The 17354-nt window shown below is 47.2% G+C and carries 16 protein-coding genes; 6 read left to right on the top strand and 10 right to left on the bottom strand.

Annotated features, from left to right (window positions below; all coding sequences use genetic code 11):
* Positions 1 to 3 precede the first annotated feature (3 nt).
* Positions 4 to 291: a hypothetical protein gene (locus LK536_RS30630; RefSeq protein WP_227794872.1), complete on the bottom strand. Its 288-nt coding sequence runs from the start codon at positions 289 to 291 to the stop codon at positions 4 to 6.
* 199 nt (positions 292 to 490) lie between these two features.
* On the opposite strand from LK536_RS30630, the gene LK536_RS30625 reads away from it, so the two are divergent.
* The 4 genes from LK536_RS30625 (at position 491) to LK536_RS30610 (ending at position 2596) form a co-directional block, all read left to right on the top strand.
* Complete coding sequence (locus LK536_RS30625) at positions 491 to 664, top strand: hypothetical protein (RefSeq protein ID WP_227794871.1); 174 nt, start codon at positions 491 to 493, stop codon at positions 662 to 664.
* 211 nt (positions 665 to 875) lie between these two features.
* Positions 876 to 1121 carry a hypothetical protein gene (locus LK536_RS30620; protein ID WP_227794870.1) on the top strand — a complete coding sequence of 82 codons (246 nt, stop codon included), beginning with the start codon at positions 876 to 878 and terminating at the stop codon, positions 1119 to 1121.
* 235 nt (positions 1122 to 1356) lie between these two features.
* The gene (locus tag LK536_RS30615) at positions 1357 to 2403 is read left to right on the top strand and encodes a replication initiation factor domain-containing protein (protein ID WP_227794869.1); all 1047 of its coding nucleotides are present in this window, start codon (positions 1357 to 1359) and stop codon (positions 2401 to 2403) included.
* A 4-nt stretch (positions 2404 to 2407) separates the two neighbouring features.
* The gene (locus LK536_RS30610) at positions 2408 to 2596 is read left to right on the top strand and encodes a hypothetical protein (RefSeq protein ID WP_227794868.1); all 189 of its coding nucleotides are present in this window, start codon (positions 2408 to 2410) and stop codon (positions 2594 to 2596) included.
* Positions 2597 to 3068: 472 nt separating this feature from the next.
* Here the strand turns inward: LK536_RS30610 and LK536_RS30605 are convergent, their stop codons facing one another.
* Together LK536_RS30605 and LK536_RS30600 are read right to left on the bottom strand one after the other, a co-directional pair.
* The gene (locus tag LK536_RS30605; RefSeq protein ID WP_227794867.1) at positions 3069 to 4316 is read right to left on the bottom strand and encodes a hypothetical protein; all 1248 of its coding nucleotides are present in this window, start codon (positions 4314 to 4316) and stop codon (positions 3069 to 3071) included.
* 114 nt (positions 4317 to 4430) lie between these two features.
* A complete protein-coding gene (locus LK536_RS30600; RefSeq protein WP_227794866.1) occupies positions 4431 to 5438 on the bottom strand; it encodes a hypothetical protein in 1008 nt (335 codons plus the stop codon).
* A gap of 247 nt (positions 5439 to 5685) precedes the next feature.
* Between LK536_RS30600 and LK536_RS30595 the strand changes: the two genes are divergently transcribed.
* Together LK536_RS30595 and LK536_RS30590 are read left to right on the top strand one after the other, a co-directional pair.
* On the top strand, positions 5686 to 8400 hold the full coding sequence (locus tag LK536_RS30595) for a sensor domain-containing phosphodiesterase (RefSeq protein ID WP_008725739.1): 2715 nt from the start codon (positions 5686 to 5688) through the stop codon (positions 8398 to 8400).
* Positions 8401 to 8413: 13 nt separating this feature from the next.
* Positions 8414 to 9466, top strand: coding sequence for a tyrosine-type recombinase/integrase (locus LK536_RS30590; RefSeq protein WP_008725740.1), 1053 nt, complete (start codon positions 8414 to 8416; stop codon positions 9464 to 9466).
* A gap of 6 nt (positions 9467 to 9472) precedes the next feature.
* Here LK536_RS30590 and LK536_RS30585 read toward each other — a convergent pair whose 3' ends face one another.
* The 7 genes from LK536_RS30585 to LK536_RS30555 form a co-directional block, all read right to left on the bottom strand.
* Entirely contained in the window at positions 9473 to 10168 is a 696-nt protein-coding gene (locus tag LK536_RS30585; protein WP_227794865.1) for an ABC transporter ATP-binding protein, read from the bottom strand.
* 24 nt (positions 10169 to 10192) lie between these two features.
* Positions 10193 to 12640: an FtsX-like permease family protein gene (locus LK536_RS30580; RefSeq protein ID WP_506092015.1), complete on the bottom strand. Its 2448-nt coding sequence runs from the start codon at positions 12638 to 12640 to the stop codon at positions 10193 to 10195.
* 171 nt (positions 12641 to 12811) lie between these two features.
* A complete protein-coding gene (locus LK536_RS30575) occupies positions 12812 to 14185 on the bottom strand; it encodes an ATP-binding protein (protein ID WP_506092014.1) in 1374 nt (457 codons plus the stop codon).
* 39 nt (positions 14186 to 14224) lie between these two features.
* Positions 14225 to 14929, bottom strand: a complete 705-nt coding sequence (locus LK536_RS30570; protein WP_025487322.1) for a response regulator transcription factor — start codon at positions 14927 to 14929, stop codon at positions 14225 to 14227.
* A 162-nt stretch (positions 14930 to 15091) separates the two neighbouring features.
* Positions 15092 to 16222, bottom strand: a complete 1131-nt coding sequence (locus LK536_RS30565) for a sensor histidine kinase (RefSeq protein ID WP_227794862.1) — start codon at positions 16220 to 16222, stop codon at positions 15092 to 15094.
* Positions 16216 to 16899, bottom strand: coding sequence for a response regulator transcription factor (locus LK536_RS30560; protein ID WP_227794861.1), 684 nt, complete (start codon positions 16897 to 16899; stop codon positions 16216 to 16218). Before LK536_RS30560 ends, LK536_RS30565 begins: the two co-directional genes overlap by 7 nt.
* 19 nt (positions 16900 to 16918) lie before the next feature.
* The gene (locus LK536_RS30555) at positions 16919 to 17272 is read right to left on the bottom strand and encodes a hypothetical protein (RefSeq protein WP_227794860.1); all 354 of its coding nucleotides are present in this window, start codon (positions 17270 to 17272) and stop codon (positions 16919 to 16921) included.
* Positions 17273 to 17354 lie beyond the last annotated feature (82 nt).

Here is a 17354-nt window from a genome sequence, read left to right as displayed (position 1 = left end):
TTATTATTGTATGTTTATGTTACCGTTTATATCTCCTACTACCACGCCTTTGTTATTATCGCCAATGACCACTCCGTTGCTGTTCTGGACATGGATACCCTGCTTCTCTCCTGCCCTCTCCATGTCCCTTGTTATCAGGTCATTGACGTAGGCGTTCAGGGACTTATATCCTTTCGCTCTCCAGTGCGTTTCTATTACTGCTTTCTGGCCTTTTGGTACGTTAAATATGCATCGGTCATAATTTTCTTTTGCGTATTGATTATCATACTTTTGTTTGTTAAAATCTCCCATTTTTGTATCCTCTTGTACACTTTGTCACAAGTGTACAAAAAATCAATACACACTTTGTCACAAGTGCCTATATACACTATGTCACAAGTGTGCTATACTATAGTTACAAGATAGATATGGATTTTCACTAGACGGTCTGGTCTGGTAATCCAAGGTAAGTATAACAGATTGATAGCAGTTTTGAAAGGGGAAAAATGACATGACGAAAAAGGAGAAACAGGTTTTCCAAGGCTATAAGGATGTTGCCAGCAGTAAGCTGGTGGAGGCGTTCCATTCTGGTGATGCTGATGCTATTGCCAAGGCAACGGATTCATTTGTTCAGCTTACGTCACTTTGGGACGAACTTAACAATATAGTGGAGCAAGGGGCCTAGCCCCTTCCCCTTTAATGTGGCCCCCTTGATTGGTGGATGGTTCCAAGCCCATGAAACACAGAGGAAAGGATTTTTTGTTGGTTCGGTCTGTTTGTCAGTGGCTATCGAGAAACTGACGGATGGTTTTAGGCAGAAATACTGCCCTCCCAGGTTGATGCAAACGCCCTGGGCGGTACGTTGACAATAGCATAATGAAAGGAAGGTATTTGATATGAAAGTTAAGGTTTTAGGTATTCAGGCTGTTGATTATATCAGCCGTAAGACTGGTAACCCTGTGAAGGGGGTTACGTTACATTCCTCATTCAAGGATGCCCAGGTAGAAGGTGAGTCAGTATCTTCTATCTTTGTCAGTGATAACCTTGGTATTAAGGCTGTTGCTGAGATTCGTCCGGGGATGATGGTTGATGTTGAATATAATAACCGTGGCTATGTCTGTGACTTGGTAGTCTGCAAGTGATTTTTTGCTTTTCACTCTTCTTTGCTGGCTGGTTCCCCTGTGTTCCGGTCAGCCCCTTTGCTGGGGGTTTCCCGCATTCCTTTGTCTGCTCACAGTGCCAGGTCAGTCAGTGGTTATCATTCGTCATGGTAGCCGATAGGCGTATATGCGCCTGCGTTGCGCTATCCCTGGCTAGGGATGGCTTGTAAAACCCCCGTAGGGTAATACGGGGGTACTAAATACAGTGGAGGTTGGGATGGAAGGAAACTTAATAACCCTGGATAACGGGTTAGTCGTATCCGTTGACTGGCTGTCGTTCACGGTCATGTCAACGGCTGATGTTGTGGACGTGCTGGATATGTTCGGCTACGTGATGGAGGATTTCACACGGATGCCAAGGGGCGCGCGTGGCTATAAGACCATGTTCCGGCTCAATGGCTACTCGCTCAGCGTGCTGTGCGATGGTAACCCGGACATGGGTATACATATAGACGTGGCTGGCTCTGCCATAGGTGAACTTGTCCGTAGCTTCTCAGAAACATTGAAGATAAATACTCCTTTTGGTGAGGGGTATGACATAGATTTTGATAGTACGTTTATGAAAGCATTACTTGAATGTATTGTGGATAATGGTCATGTTACACGGCTTGATATTGCTGTGGATGATATCGGATGTAGGTACTTTTCTACGGATGATGTATATGCTCTGTATTCCAATACACAGATTGTCACTAAAACCCGTAATGTCCGTAACTTTGAGGACTGGGATGCTCCTGGTAGGAAATCTGGTCATACTGTCTATTTCGGTAGTCGTACCAGTGATATCTTCCTTAGAGTATATGATAAGCAGATGGAACGCAATCGTAAGCTTGTTGATTCTGGTTCCCGTATTGATACACCGTGGACACGTTGGGAACTTGAACTTAAAAACGAAAGGGCGGTCAATGTCGTAAAATTGATTCTTTCTGATTTATCGTTGGGTGTTGTTGCCGTTGGTGTTCTTAGTCATTACATAAGGATGATAGAACTTGACGATTCAAACCGTTCCCGGTGCTCCATATATCCTCTTTGGGTTGATTTTATCAATGGCATTTCGTCCTTGAAAATAACAGTGCCGAAATTTGAAAAGTCTTTGGAGGATAAGAAAACTTGGATAAAAAGACAGGTTATGCCCACTCTCGCCGCTGTCATCCTGGCTGATGGTGGTAGCCTTGAATTTGTAGAAGATAATCTGGAAAATGGTCTGAACCGTATGAATAAGTCATTGTATAATATGGCAATGGCTGAATGTATGGGGGGTTGACTGTATGCCGCTTGATATGGTGCTTACTGGCCTGAACTATATAGGCCAGATATCGATTAGGAAACGTCTGCGAGGTGGTGGTATTGATTACCTGGGTGGTGGTCTTGCTCAATCCTGCATTAAGCGTTTTGGTAACAATGATGTTAAGGAATCTTATGTTTTTGATGGTATCCTGATAATATTTGTAGATTGATAACTATTCGCTAAACTGCACTTTCACAACTAATGTCCGTCCCACTCATGCAACATTCGTGGGCCGTCAATTACTCGTGAAAGTGACCACTTTAACGAATAGTTAGTGGAAAATCTATGTTATCTATCAGATATCTGTATTGAATCCATTATGAAAAAAATTGAATAAAGGTGGTGTCTGTATGTCCGTTGCATCCTCTTCTGACGCTGGTTAGATGTTACTGCGCTACAGGAACTTCTGGATGATTACGAATGGCAACTGATACAATCCTCTGATATTGTACAGAATCTTATGTTTTAGATGGTATCCTATAATACTTGTAATTTGTAGATTGAAAACTATTCGTTAAACCGAACCTTTGCAAACAATGGTCCCACTCATAGTCATTCCTGGGCCGTCAATTATTTGCAATATGGAACTTTAACGAATAGTTAACGTTTTTCGTTCCATTCACTCCATTCCGTTCCGTCCTCTACCGCTTTCGGATAAACGTAATCACCCAGTCATCCTCGCGCAGTTCATAGCGAGTCCTGCAGAAAGGGCAGAACCGCTCTTTGGTGGCATCGAAGCTGGCGCCGCAGTTCCTACAGCTCACCTTTTTGACAGAAAAACCGTAGTCCTGGGGGCGGCTGATATTCCGGCATAACCCCACCTGAAAGCAATCGGATGTCCGCTTTAATCCGCCGCCTTGGCAGTACACGTCTGTCATATACACATTCAGGTCCAGATGGCAGTATTCCCCTTCGATACGGCTGCCGTTCAGGCTGACGGCGCCGTCAAACTGGGCATCCACAATATTATCAAGCCCGCTGCCGTCAAATTCCGGGCCGTCGTACACGGCGAGCCTGCTCCTGTCATCGGTAAAAATGAGAATTTTCAGCAATCCCTGTACCTTACCGAAGAAATATTCAAATGTAAATCCCGGATCAAACTGCTTCATAAAATCCGTCAGACGTTTCTTGGCCGATATCTGGCCTGCGGCTCTGGGCGCCATCTTAAAAGCTCCGCCGAACACCCGCACCAGAAGGCGGATGGACAGCGCGAAATATCCGAACACCGCGCCGACTCCCACGGTGAAGACCAGGGCTATAAGCAGAAGAAACAGATTTTCCCCATGAATCATGTCCAAGACCAACCCCGGCAGACGGAGCAAAAAGCTGATTGCCCCTCCTGCCGCCATCCATTTACCGACACGGTTCCTGGCTTCCTGCTCTCCCATCCCGTAATCCGGAAGAAAATAATAGTTTGTGACCTTCGGAAACAGGTCTGACATAAAAAAACGGGTGTGGCAGTAAGGACATCCCTCCAGCAAAACACCCACGGCGCTGATTGCGCCGCAGTTGGGGCAGACATAAGATGTCTGGATATCTTCCTGATTGTTGAGCCAGGTTATGACGGTATAGAGCTGTTCATCATCCCCGACGGTCAGACATTTTTTTCCATCCCTATAATAATCCGTTTCTCTGTGAAACGCATTCCAGACCAGCTTGTTGGTATAGCGCGTATCGGAAAAAACAGCTGTGGCAGCCGTTCCTTGCCGGACCTGCCGTTTCGTCAGCCGGAACTCCATTTTGGTGTGATGCTTTTGCAGGCGTTTTTCCTGAAGCTCCAGGCCGTAACTGATATCCTGGTTTCCCGTCACAGGCGCGGTCCCGTTTTCTCCCCACTGGCAGAGCTGGGAAGCAAACTCCTCGTAAATCTGCTGATCCGTCTTTTCCATACCCAAATTCCCCTTTAATCTTTCCTGAATAATAGTCAATGTCCTAATTATAGCATAGGGTTCATAAAATTGACAGGTGTTCATTAAGGTGTTCCTGCCCGATTCCTTCTGAGCCTACTCATTAATGTCATACCCCAACTCATCACACATAATCACATAATTGTAATCCCGGCCATTGAGGGAGTCGTATTCCCCACCGAAATAATCGTTACCGATTTCCACCAATGGAATACTGTTCATGCGGTATGTATCTACCTGGTTCAGGAACAGATGCATCCGCTCCCACAACGGTTTCTGCTGCTCCTCATCAACATCAACCGTTCCATAGTTTTCCTCCCCGCACCGATATGTACGCTCTTCCCCTGTGTCTGACAGGGAAAATATCTTATATATATAGCTGCCCCTGCCCTGCCACATTATTGGTGAAAACTGCATCAGGTAGTCCCTGCCATTCTCATGGTACAGATAAAGCCAGTTCCAGCCTGGATGGGGATAGGCGGCCCAGGATTCATACAGACATTCAATTGTATTTGTTTCCTCACGCCTGGTATAAACGTTAATTTCAATCATGGAATTGAAACCGGTATAGCCAATACTGGGGTAGGCGGAAACAGATGGGTGCTCAGTCACTGTATTGCGAATTTCGAACATTGTCTGCCCCAAGTCTTCATCATGTTTTCTCGCCTCCTTTGCTATCTCCGAATCTTCGTCCAGTGGCTTACCATCTCCATCCATGACCTGACTGCTGACCACGATAAGTTCGTCTCGGCCGTCCCCGGTTAGGTCAGCCAGCAATGTACTGTTGATGCCATTCATATGGTATTTAGCCATAAAATCCCGATAGGCCTGTAAATCCTCATCCTGTCCTGCTGACTCCTGAGAATCCCTTGTCCTCCAATCCTCTTCCGCCGCCACTGTCTGTGTATTGCCCATCTCCGTACCCGCCAATTTAGATTCATCATAATTGCGTTCTACCGCAGTTCCTGTTGCCGCAGTTTCTGTTACCACAGTTCCTGTCATCTCCCCGGTATCTGCGGCTACCCCATCTGTCCCTTCCGCGCATGCCGACAACCCCATGATCATAAAAAATGCCGTCAGGTATAAGCAGATTCTTTCTTTCATATCGTTCCTCCCTCATTTCATGTATCTTCGCCACTTCATCTGTAGCTTGTCATGTTATACCCATTATACATACCCTCTGTCAATAGTGTTTTACTATTTTTTTACAATATAATGAATTATACCAACACTGATTTCTCTCACATATCTGCTTTGCGGCAGAATGTTTTGGGTTCTTATTGACTTTATCTCCCAATTTGTTATGATTATAAGAATGGATTATTAGCTATATTTTAATCTGGAGGTACACATGCAAAAGAAAATATTTCCAATCATATTGACCGCGGCCCTTCTTGTTTCAAGCCTGGTCTCACTCTTCTTCATCCATAACCTGCAGGGGAATGCCAAGGTCATAAACTATGCCGGTGTGGTCCGTGGAGCCACACAGCGTCTGATAAAACAGGAATTAAACCATTCGCCCAATGATGCGCTGATTGGGCAGATAGAAGGTATCCTGGAGGAACTGCAGACCGGGCATGGGGAGCACGGACTTACGCGCCTGGACAGTGAGGAGTTCCAGGAGCTGATTGTCAGGATGCGCGATGACTGGGAACAGCTGAAAGAGGAAATTTATCTTGTACGTGCGGGAGGGGATACGGATACTCTTTTCGAGGACAGTGAAGCGTTTTTCGGATTGGCGGACCAGACCGTGGTTACAGCGGAAGTGTTTTCTGAAAAAAGTGTACGTTCTGCAGAAAAGAGCATGTTCATCCTGAACTGTGCCTTTGTGCTGCTCATGATTTTATTATACATATATAGTGCGAATCAGGCAAAACGCCAGAAGGAACTTCAGAAAGCGGAAGAAGAAAACAGGAAAAGGAAGGAACACCTGTCCCGTATGGCAGAAGGCCTTCGGGGACCTATGAATGATATATCGGAACTCATCTATATTTCAGATGTTGAGAACTATGATCTGTTGTTCCTTAATAAGACAGGCATGGAAACCTTCCACGTGGATTCACTGGAGGGGAAGAAATGCTACCGGGTCCTTCAGGGAAAGGATGCGCCCTGTGAATTCTGCACCACCCATCTTCTGAAGGAAGGCGAGAATTATACATGGGAATTTACCAATCCTTTGACCAGACGTCATTACATCCTGAAGGACCGCCTGATTGAATGGGAAAACCGGCCGGCCAGAATGGAAATCGCATTTGATACCACTGAGTCTGAAAAGGAAAAGCAGCAGCTGAAGTTTACATTGGATGCTGAAAAAATGGTAACCAACTGTATCAGCGCTTTATACCAGCAGAATGATATCGTGGAAACCACAACACAGGTACTGCGTCTGTTCGGAAGCTTCCTTTCAGCGGACCGTACCTATATCATATACATCAGGGATGGCCTGATGTACAATGATTATGAGTGGTGTGCGGATGGGATATCACCTCAGAAAGATTATCTGCAGGAGCTGCCGCTTTCACTGATTGAGAGGTGGATTACCTATTTCAACCGGAAGGAATGTATCATCATAAAGGATTTGGAGCAGATTAAGGAGTCAGAACCAGATGAATATGAGGTACTGCACGGTCAGTCCATATCCAGTCTTGTGGCAGCCCCTTTGGAGGAGGATGGAAAACTGCTTGGATATCTCGGTGTTGACAATCCTCCTCCGGACCGGATCATGAATATCGCCCCGCTGCTTCAGACACTGTGTTATTTCCTCCTTCTGGCCCGCCGCCATGCGGAAAGCCAGAGGCAGCTGTCACATATGAGTTATTTTGATACGCTTACCTCCTTTTACAACAGGAACCGTTACATAGAAGACACAAATGCCCTGGCCCATACAGGCAAACCGGTTGGCATCGCTTATCTGGATGTGAATGGGCTAAAGGATATCAATGACCAGTACGGACATGAATATGGCGATAAGGTTCTTGTGGAATGCGCCAGGCGTATGAAGTCAGTATTCATGGGAGCTGATTTTTACCGGATAGGCGGCGATGAGTTTGTCATTATCTGCCCCTGTATGAAAAAGGATGTTTTTTTCAGCAAGCTTCGGGAATTGAAGGCCCAATTCCAGAATGACCCTCATTATCAGGCGGCCATCGGTTCCCAATGGACGGAAAAGGTTGAGAATCTAAGCCAGATCATTGCCAATGCGGATGCTGAAATGTATGAAGATAAAAAGGAATTTTACCGCACACATCCTTTTTCCCACCGGTACCGCCATCACAGTGATGAAATCCTGCACCTGGCAGACCCGTCCGTGCTCCAGAAGGAAATTGACCAGAACCATTTCGTGGTTTATCTGCAGCCTAAGATTTCCTCCTCTGACCGTTCGCCGGTAGGCGCCGAGGCCCTTATCCGCTACCGTTCCAACTCGGATACGCTGGTACTTCCGGGAAATTTCCTTCCGCTCCTGGAGGAGGCGGAGTCCATCAGTCTCATTGACTTTTATGTGTTCCGGTTTGTCTGTGCAAAGCTGAAGGGATGGATTGATGAGGGCAGGCAGGCGTTTCCTGTTTCCGTGAACTTTTCCACTGCGTCCCTGATGCAGCCCTCCTTTGTTGAGCAGCTTACTGCTATCTGCAGTTCCTACCATATCTCTCCCGGATATATGCAGATTGAAGTTACGGAAAGGGTACATGACATGGAAGATTTGGATATTAAGCATCTGATTTCAAAGCTGCGCCAGGCGGGATTTACGGTTGCCATTGATGATTTCGGTACCGAGTACGCGAATCTGGCCCTTCTGTCAGAGGTGGAATTTGATGTCCTGAAACTGGATAAGAGCATGATTGATAATATCTCCGTCAATCCTAAGACAAAGGCGATTGTGGAATCCATTTCGGAAATCTGTACCAAACTGGGAATTGACATGGTGGCTGAAGGAATTGAAACAGAGGAACAGTTTTCAACCCTGCGCTCCTGCGGCGTGGGTCTGGCACAGGGATTCCTGTTCAGCAGGCCTATTTCCACGGATGAGTATGAAGAACGGTATCTGAACACAACAACTGACAAGTGAGGCATTGCTTTTAATGAGTAATTTATCATACCATGAACAGATAGACAGGGAAAATATATTAAAGCTGCGGGGATTGGTCAAGGATCTGCCGCCCTTTTGCGGTGATTTTTTCCGCGGCATCGAGCCCAGGACTTCATCCAGGACCCGGATTGCATACGCCTATGACCTTCACGTATTCTTTGATTTCCTGCACCGGGAGAATCCCGTGCTGTCCAAGCTGGAGATAAGGGACATTACCCTGGAACATCTGGACCAGCTGTCGGTCACGGATTTTGAGGAATATATGGAATACCTTAAGTACCGCTTCAATGACAAAAAGCAGGAAGTGATGAATAAAGAACGGGGAATCATGAGAAAGATTTCCTCCCTGAAAAGTTTTTATAATTATTTTTACCGCAATGAGCGCATTAAAAATAACCCTGCTGCCCTCGTGCAGCTTCCCAAACTCCATGAAAAGGAAATCATCCGCCTGGATATTGATGAGGTAGCCCTTCTTTTAGATGAAGTGGAACAGGGGGAAAAATTAACGGATAAGCAGAAAAGCTACCACCAGAAGACAAAGGTCCGTGACCTGGCGCTGCTTACCCTTCTGCTTGGCACGGGAATCCGTGTCTCTGAATGTGTGGGGCTTAATATTGCCGACATAGACTTTAAGAATGGGGGAATCCGCATTTACCGCAAAGGCGGAAAAGAAGTGACTGTATATTTTGGGACCGAGGTGGAGGATGCACTTTTGGACTATCTGGAAGAACGGGACCGCATCATCCCGGAAAAGGGCCATGAAGATGCCCTCTTCCTCTCCCTTCAGCGCAGACGCATGGCGGTGCGCAGTGTGGAGAACCTGGTGAAAAAGTATGCCAGGATTGTCTCACCCCTGAAACCCATTACCCCCCATAAACTCCGGAGTACGTATGGCACCAACCTGTACCGTGAGACCGGGGATATCTACCTGGTGGCGGATGTCCTCGGCCACTCAGATGTGAATACCACAAAGCGCCATTATGCGGCCCTGGAGGATGAACGCAGGCGCAGTGCACGGAATAAGGTGAGGCTGAGGGAGAAGTAGGATCCATCAGCCTATCTGAATAATCATGCCATCCTGGACAGTAATCACCCGGGAGCTGCTTTTTGCTGCTTCCTGGGAGTGCGTTACCATGATGATTGTCTGGCCAATGTCCTGATTGATTTTTTGCAGCAGGGCCAAGATTTCACCCCCGGTCCTGCTGTCCAGGTTTCCCGTGGGTTCGTCTGCAAATAAAATTTCCGGATTACCAATCAAAGCGCGGGCAATTGCCACACGTTGCTGCTGGCCGCCGGATAACTCACGGGGCGTATGACTGCGTCGGTCAGACAGGCCGGTAACCCTCAAAATCTGTTCCAGCCTGCCTTTACAGCTGCCCATCTTTTTGCCGTCCAATAGCAATGGCAGCATGATGTTTTCCTCGACACTCAGGTTGGGAATGAGATTGTAAAATTGAAAGACGAAACCAATCTTCTGCCGCCTGATGCGGCTCATTTTTTCATCCCCCAAAAAGGAAATGTCAGTGCCGTCCAAGAGGACGCGGCCGCTGGTCGGGGTATCCAGTCCCCCAAGAATATAAAGCAGCGTGCTTTTTCCGGAGCCGGATGGACCCATGATTGACACAAATTCCCCCTGCATAACCTGTAACGAAACATCTTTGAGCACTTTTATTGTTGTGGTGCCAAGACGAAAATCCTTTACGATATGTTTTCCTTCCACGGCAATATTGCGGATGCTCTGTTTCATTGAATAGACCTCCTGTCTTCCTGTTCATTCAAATTTGATTTCCTCCACCAGTTTCATGCTGCGGCTCTTAAGGATAGGGACAACGGAACCAATCAGGGTAATGATGATTCCCATGCCGCCAGCGGTCAAAAAAGTGGAGGCGTCCAGTTCCGGCGTCATCGCAATTTTGGGACCCGCTACAAGGAAGATTGTCTGAATTTCCATATAGGAAACAAAAATAGCAATGACCGAACCAATCAGCCCGGCGGAGAAACCTTCAATCAGGGTCAGTTTGACATTTTGGCAATTGGAAAGTCCCACCGACTTATACATGGCAATGCTACGCCGTTTTTGCATGTAGTTGATAAGCAGATTATTGATTACTCCCACGGCTGCCAACAGCAGGATGAAATAAATCATATTGTGCATGGGTTGTAAAAAGGCGCTTACGGTTGACAGCGCGTCCGCATTAAATTCCTCCACTGTCCGGCTCCAATTTGCGGTTTTACCAAATAGGCCTCGGATCTGTACCATTATGGCGTCCGGGTCGGCGGCAGTGTAGGCGAGGAAGTCATAGCTGGATGAGTTAAAATCGGAAACCGCGTTAGTGGAAGAAATCACCGCTTCCACGTCCGTGGCCCTTGATTTGAAACTCCCCACAATCCGGTAATCATTTTGTCCGGCAGCGCCAGTCAGGGTGATGGCATCCCCTACGGAACGTCCGGTACGTTCCAAACATGCCTCGCTGAACAAAATAACCCGTTCATCGGAAAACGCTGAAAGAGCCTGTTCCTCCATGTCCTTTTCCGTATAATGGAGCCCCATCATGGAGCCGTACCAGACCAGGTTGTCGGTTGCCTCCAAGCGGCTCAACATCGTGCCGTCTGCCTTCATTTGGTTTTTGTAAACATAGAGCGGCAGCACTTTTTCAATTCCCTCCATTTCCTTAACCTGCTCCACAAATTCCGGTCCCATCGTTCCATCCGCAAAGCCCTGCAGCTCTGCGTCCCGGAATACGTCGCCCACATAGGTTGTTACAAAGTTACCAACATTCGTAATGGCAATCACGGCGGAAATACTGATAAACAGCAATGTTATATTCTGGGCAGTATTTTTGTTATCCCGCATATTACGGGCGGCAAGCCTGCCCACGTTTCCCAAAACAGCGCAATAGATTACTTCCAGGCCTCTGGAAATCAGGTCCGTCATCAGCGGAACGGTTAGGATTGCGGCGGCAATCAGCCCCAGCAGGGAGATTCCGCCAGCTAGGTAAAGTGCCTTTCCAGATACCAGCTTTGGAAGGATGATTGAGGCTGCAAAAAGTACGGTTCCGGCGCCTATGATAAAACGCCTGGGGATATGGTTTTCTTCCACATGGCCCAACACTACATCCTTAATCGGTAATCTGCTGGCCCGGCGCACAGGAAGCCATGCGGAAAGCAATGAGACAATGACTGCGGCGGCAAAGGAAAACAGGATACTGTATGCCGGGATTATGACAGGAATCTGGATTCCCTGGGAAAGAGATTGGTCCATCCCCTGTAAAAGCAGTTTCAGGGCCAATGCGCCAACGGGAATCCCAATCAGGCCGCCTGTCACACCATACAGCATACTTTCTAATAGAAGAATGCGGGTTACGGCTTTTTGCGTTGCGCCAATGCTTCGGAAGGTGCCGATTACCGGTAAGCGGTCTAAGGTAATAACCTTATAGCTGCCATAAATGATAAAAATACTCATTGTCATGGAAAAGAAGCTGATCAGGAAAAACGGCATGGATTTTTGCCGTGCATCTGCGGAAACCTGCGCCTCGTTGACCACTTCGGAAACCCGGTATTCCCCGTCAGGCAGCATTGCTGCCAATTCATTTTTTAAATCAGCAGTGGAAGTTCCCTCTGCAGGCTCTATTAAAATTTTTGTATAACCTTCAGTACTGCCTAATAATCCGGACAATGTGGCCAAAGGCACAAGGGCAGTAGCTCCTCTCGTATGGCGGAGAAAAATTGTATCATAAGCGGCAATTTCCGCAACTTCCAGAGACACCGTTTTCCCTTCTATCTGAAGCGTAATGGCATCGCCCGTTTCAATTTTATATTTTGAGGTAAAACGGTCTGGAAGGATGACCTGATTCCCGATAAAATCCGTGATTCCGCCACCGTTTGCAAGACGGGGAGGATTGATCTTACTTAGCTGGTTTAAGTCGGCAGCAATCAGGTCAACGGTTTCATAATAGCCGTTTTCATGATAGAGGGCCGAGCCTTCCATCACTCCTGCAACCGTCCGGATGCCAGGCAATTCTGGAATGATTCCGATGTCTATCCCCCCATTTACTGCGGTTACAGAAACCGTTGCACTGCCGGCTGCCCCCCGCGCCAATTTCCGCTGTGCACTTTCATATGACGCGCCTATGGAAAATGATACAAACAACAGGGTAGTGGAAAGCAAAATGGATAACAGCATCACAAGGGTCCGCGTTTTTCTTTCTCTAACATTCATAAGAATGTATTTATAAATGACTTTCATGTGAACACCTACTTTCTAATGGACGGCCTTTTTGCACCCTCCCATCATCCTGCCCTCCCCTTCAATCAAAAAGGTTGGCAGCTATCACTAACATCATGATAGTCTGCCAACCTTAATCTGATTTTCAGGCAACCTTAATTAACCTTAATCAGTCAAAAAGACGATTTGGAATTTTGTCCCGGTATCGGGGATGCTGGCAACGGATATCATGCCGCCGTGCAGCCCGATAATATCCCTGGCGATTGCCAATCCCAAACCGCTCCCCTCTGGTTTTTGTCCGGTATTGGTTCCACGGTAATATCGGTCAAAAAGGTGCCCGGTCATCTCCTCTCCCATTCCCTTTCCATTATCAGATACATCAATTTTTAATTCAGTATCAGAGGCTGATACACATAAGGCGATTTCAGTAGTTTCATCGCCATGCACAAAGGCATTGATGATTAAATTGCGAAAGGCTCTTGTAAAAAGTTTCTGGTCAAATGAAAAGATTATGGAATCTGCCGTGCCTTCAAAATGTATGGTGCGGTTTTCATATTTCGGGGTATTCAGAATGTCAATCGCCAGTTCTTTCAGAAAACGGACAATATCCTGCTTTTCCCTGTTTAGGGGGAGCATTCCATTTTCCAACTGATAGGTCAGCTTTAAATCATCAATCAGCGTTTCTATGTAAGAAACGTTTTTTAGTATGATTCCAGCATATCGTCTGCACTGTTCTTCACTTTGGCCGCCAGTGTCCCCGAGTATTTCCGCATAACCCTTAATGGGGGAAAGCGGCGTTTTCAAATCATGGGTAATGTTGGAAATCCATTCCTCGCGCATTTTTTCTGTTTGGACCTGCAATCGGTCACTGGCCCTGATTTCCTCGTTTAATGTGTTCAGGCTATGATACAAATCACGGAACACGCCTGAATCTTTAACAGGGAGATAGCAGCGCCCTGAAATTTCCTGGACGGCAGTGGTCAGCCGTTTCATCGCCCTTGTTGTAAAAAGCCCATAGAGAACGCCTGAAATCAGAACAAGCAGGAAAAGAGCTGACAAAATCGGTAAGATTATCATCCTGCCGCCTGTAAACCGCTCTCCGTTCAGATACATCGTAACCTTTGAGATATTAACAGGAAAATATAAAATATAAGTGTACCCGCTTTCAGCATTGGAAACCGTACCCATACAAGCAGTTAATCCACTGTCTTTTATCCGGCCGGTCTGACAGAGCTGTAACAAATCCATACTGGAATAGGCCGTATCTGCCTGTTCCGGTTTCTGATAGCTGAATACTTCACGGCCAGAAACATCTAAAAGCTGAAGGCCGATTCCATTGTCCTGCAGGGCAGCAATCCCGGATTGCTTAATCCGGGGGACCATATCAATAAAAATAATCTGCTCCTTAAATTCGTCTGTAAATAGCTGGGGCCAGTCGCTTCTTGCCATCTGGCCATCTGCCTTTTGAATGGTAATCGTTAAAAAGAAAAGGCTTCCCGCTAACAGGAAAGTGCCAAGCAGCGATAAAAAGAAAATCATGTATATGTGGAATACTGTACGATAGCCAGACCGTTTCATTTAATCAATCCTTTTTTTGAGCTTATAACCCAACCCCTTCACGGTGATAAGCTGCTGCGGCTGAGAGGGGATATCCTCAATCTTTTCCCGTAAATGCCGTATATGCACCATAATCGTGTTGTCACAGATAGAACTGTATTCTCCCCACACCTGCTCGTAGAGCCGTTCCTTGCTGATGATTTTATCTGCATTTTCCATGAGGTAGGTAAGCAGGAGATATTCACGGCCTGTTAAGCCAATCTCCTGCCCACCTTTATAGGCCCTGCAGCTTTCTTTATCAATCCTAAGGGGACCGACAGTTAAACTGGTTCCTTCCTGCAATGGGGAAGCAGTCTGATACTGCTGGCGGCGAAGCTGGGCCTTAATGCGGAATACCACTTCGCGCGGACTGAACGGCTTCGTAACGTAATCATCCCCACCCCAGGAAAGGCCGAGGATTTTATCGACATCGTCATTTTTTGAGGATAGGAACAAAATGGAGCAATAAGAAAATTGCCGGATCTGTCTGCAGACTTCCAATCCGTCAATATCAGGAAGCATGATATCCAGCACAATTACATCGGGCTGGAAGTCCCGGCAGATTTTCAACGCGTCCGTCCCGTTATAGGCTTTCTGGATAACACGAAAACCTTCTTTTCTCAGCACTTCTTCTACTAAATCAACAATGTCCTTCTCATCGTCAACCAGCAAAATTTTATTTTCCATTGTTCACCATCCGCCCTCTTTCTCCTGCTGTCCACAGCCTCTTCTGCCTGCGTCCCTTGATATCATGTATTCCATACAGCCACTTCCATGGATACATTATAATTCTGCTGTATGGATAATACAAGTAAAGATAATGGATATTCATTTTTCCATCCAGTCTATTTATAAGTATAAAATAAATTCACTCCCCAGTCCTGCCCTGCTGTTTACCCGGATGCTCCCTCCATGTTTCTCCACGATATCCTTCACAAGGGCCAGCCCCAGTCCCGACCCTCCCACAGACCGCGACCGTGACTGGTCAACCCGGTAGAATGGCTCAAAGATACGCTCACACTCTTCTTCGGGGATGCCTATGCCTGTATCTGATATCTTTATGATTGTGTTCCCCTCCTGCCTGCTGGCAGAGATGGATATGGAGCCGTTTTCACGGTTATATTTTATAGCATTTTCAACCAGGTTACTCATCGCCCGGTAGAGCATGGTGGGGTTTCCGGTCAGTTTCATTCCTGAAAGGCCGCTGAGGGACACACTCAGGTGCTTTGCATCCAGCTGAGGGGTCTGTTCCTCCAGGATTTCCGCAAACATTTCTTCCAGCAGCACCTCTTCACACATCCCATCCCCCGTTTTTGCTGTCAGCTGGAACAGGTTGTCCACCAGCTGGATCATCCGTTCGGTGTTGGTCCTGACAATTGACAGCACCCTTTCCATCTGGGCTGCCGAAGCCTTTTCCTCCATGTCCAGTACATCCAGGTTCACCAGTATGGTTGCAAGCGGGGTCTTGAGTTCATGGGCGGCGCTGGCTGAAAACCGCTGCTGGCGTTCAAAGGAAGCGCTGACTTTGTCCATCATATGATTAAAGGAAACGGCAAGCTGTCCAATCTCATCCTGCCTGTCCTGATGCTCAACACGGCGGGACAGGTCATTGCCTCCGATTCCTTCAATGGTGCCAGTCAGTTCCCTCAGCGGTTTCAACGCTTTCCCCGCCATGAGCCAGGTGGCTCCGGTTCCCAGGAAAAGCATGAGGGCCAGTCCGGCCGCTCCCCATATATTAAACTGGCTTCCTGCCTGTTTTATGGTAAATGTAATTTCCCCGGCATCTGACCGATTCAGTTCCGTGGTGGATAATATAATATCGTATTCATCTGACTGTGTAACAAAGTGCTGCTGAAGGTTGCGGACAAAAATACGGTCAGCGCCAACCAGGAACATCCCGGTCAGCATGACCGCCACACATGCCATCACCATGGCTGACAGAAGCGTCAGGCGTGCACGAAGCGATATCTTTTTTAACATTTCTTCTCCTCCCCGCCAATGAGATAACCGGCTCCCCGGATATTCCTTATGATTTCATCCTTGGTAACTGCAAGCAGCTTACGGCGGATGACGCTGATATAAACCTTGACCTGATTGGAAAACGGGTCAGCCTCACTGTCCCACACATGTTCCATCAGTTCCTCAGCGCTTACCGGTCTGCCCATATGCATCATCAGATATTCAAGTATGGCAAATTCCCGCATGGTCAGTTCCAGCAAAACACCGTTGTAGCTTGCGGTCCTTGCATTCGTATCCAGGCAAAGGCCGCCCCATATCAGGGCGGCGTCTGCCTGGGTGAAGGAGCGCCGGAGCAGCATACGGATACGCGCCTCCAGTTCCTGGAAATGAAACGGCTTTGTGAGGTAATCACTTGCCCCGCCGTCCAGTCCGGCTATCTTATCCGTAAGTTCCGAGCGGGCGGATAGAATCAGTACCTTTGTATGCTTTTCCTGGGATTGCAGGTGCCTGAGGACTTCCATCCCATCCATGCCTGGGAGATTTAAATCGAGTACCACCAGATCATAGTGGTTGATATAACACAGCTGGACGGCTTCTGCGCCGTCACCCGAGGAGTCCACGGCGTATCCGCGTTTCCTCAGCCCGCAGCATAATGCCTCCCGCATATCTTCCTCATCCTCGATGATTAAAAGTCTCATTGCACATCATATCCTTCCGTTAATTGACAGAAGCGCTTCTTGACGGGGTAACATAAATCCTGCTGCCATCTGCCATCTCAAAATACCGGTTTCCGTTTTCATCGGTTTTCTGAGGCGGCAGGTCCTCCTGCGCGGTATTACCGTCTGCCTGGACAACGGAAATCGTGACCCCGTCTTCCGTATCATAGTACTGAACCCCGCCGTCACTGTTTTTTAAGCCGGGCAAGGTCCTGTCTGTCCCTCTGCCAACGGCATCCTTTACCGTGACGGTATAAGCCTCCTGTTTCATTTCCCCTGCAAATGCAGGAATCCCAAGGGTTGCGGCTGCAATGGCTGCAATAGCCAGGCTGGTCATCATTCTGTGTTTCATCATAATCTGTTACCTCCGGTTATATTGTATTTTTATTAGTACTGAGATGTGATCACGCATTCATTATATACAATATAAGGTTAAA

The sequence above is a fragment of the Clostridium pacaense genome (genome assembly GCF_020709765.2).
Lineage (GTDB): Bacteria > Bacillota > Clostridia > Lachnospirales > Lachnospiraceae > Enterocloster > Enterocloster hominis.
This window is presented reverse-complemented; position numbering and strand designations above follow the sequence as displayed.

Excerpts from the sequence above, each read along its gene's own strand:
- LK536_RS30630 (WP_227794872.1), bottom strand. The coding sequence starts at position 291 with ATGGGAGATTTTAACAAACAAAAGTATGATAATCAATACGCAAAAGAA.
- LK536_RS30625 (WP_227794871.1), top strand. The coding sequence starts at position 491 with ATGACGAAAAAGGAGAAACAGGTTTTCCAAGGCTATAAGGATGTTGCC.
- LK536_RS30620 (WP_227794870.1), top strand. The coding sequence starts at position 876 with ATGAAAGTTAAGGTTTTAGGTATTCAGGCTGTTGATTATATCAGCCGT.
- LK536_RS30615 (WP_227794869.1), top strand. The coding sequence starts at position 1,357 with ATGGAAGGAAACTTAATAACCCTGGATAACGGGTTAGTCGTATCCGTT.
- LK536_RS30610 (WP_227794868.1), top strand. The coding sequence starts at position 2,408 with ATGCCGCTTGATATGGTGCTTACTGGCCTGAACTATATAGGCCAGATA.
- LK536_RS30605 (WP_227794867.1), bottom strand. The coding sequence starts at position 4,316 with ATGGAAAAGACGGATCAGCAGATTTACGAGGAGTTTGCTTCCCAGCTC.
- LK536_RS30600 (WP_227794866.1), bottom strand. The coding sequence starts at position 5,438 with ATGAAAGAAAGAATCTGCTTATACCTGACGGCATTTTTTATGATCATG.
- LK536_RS30595 (WP_008725739.1), top strand. The coding sequence starts at position 5,686 with ATGCAAAAGAAAATATTTCCAATCATATTGACCGCGGCCCTTCTTGTT.
- LK536_RS30590 (WP_008725740.1), top strand. The coding sequence starts at position 8,414 with ATGAGTAATTTATCATACCATGAACAGATAGACAGGGAAAATATATTA.
- LK536_RS30585 (WP_227794865.1), bottom strand. The coding sequence starts at position 10,168 with ATGAAACAGAGCATCCGCAATATTGCCGTGGAAGGAAAACATATCGTA.
- LK536_RS30580 (WP_506092015.1), bottom strand. The coding sequence starts at position 12,640 with ATGAATGTTAGAGAAAGAAAAACGCGGACCCTTGTGATGCTGTTATCC.
- LK536_RS30575 (WP_506092014.1), bottom strand. The coding sequence starts at position 14,185 with ATGATTTTCTTTTTATCGCTGCTTGGCACTTTCCTGTTAGCGGGAAGC.
- LK536_RS30570 (WP_025487322.1), bottom strand. The coding sequence starts at position 14,929 with ATGGAAAATAAAATTTTGCTGGTTGACGATGAGAAGGACATTGTTGAT.
- LK536_RS30565 (WP_227794862.1), bottom strand. The coding sequence starts at position 16,222 with ATGTTAAAAAAGATATCGCTTCGTGCACGCCTGACGCTTCTGTCAGCC.
- LK536_RS30560 (WP_227794861.1), bottom strand. The coding sequence starts at position 16,899 with ATGAGACTTTTAATCATCGAGGATGAGGAAGATATGCGGGAGGCATTA.
- LK536_RS30555 (WP_227794860.1), bottom strand. The coding sequence starts at position 17,272 with ATGATGAAACACAGAATGATGACCAGCCTGGCTATTGCAGCCATTGCA.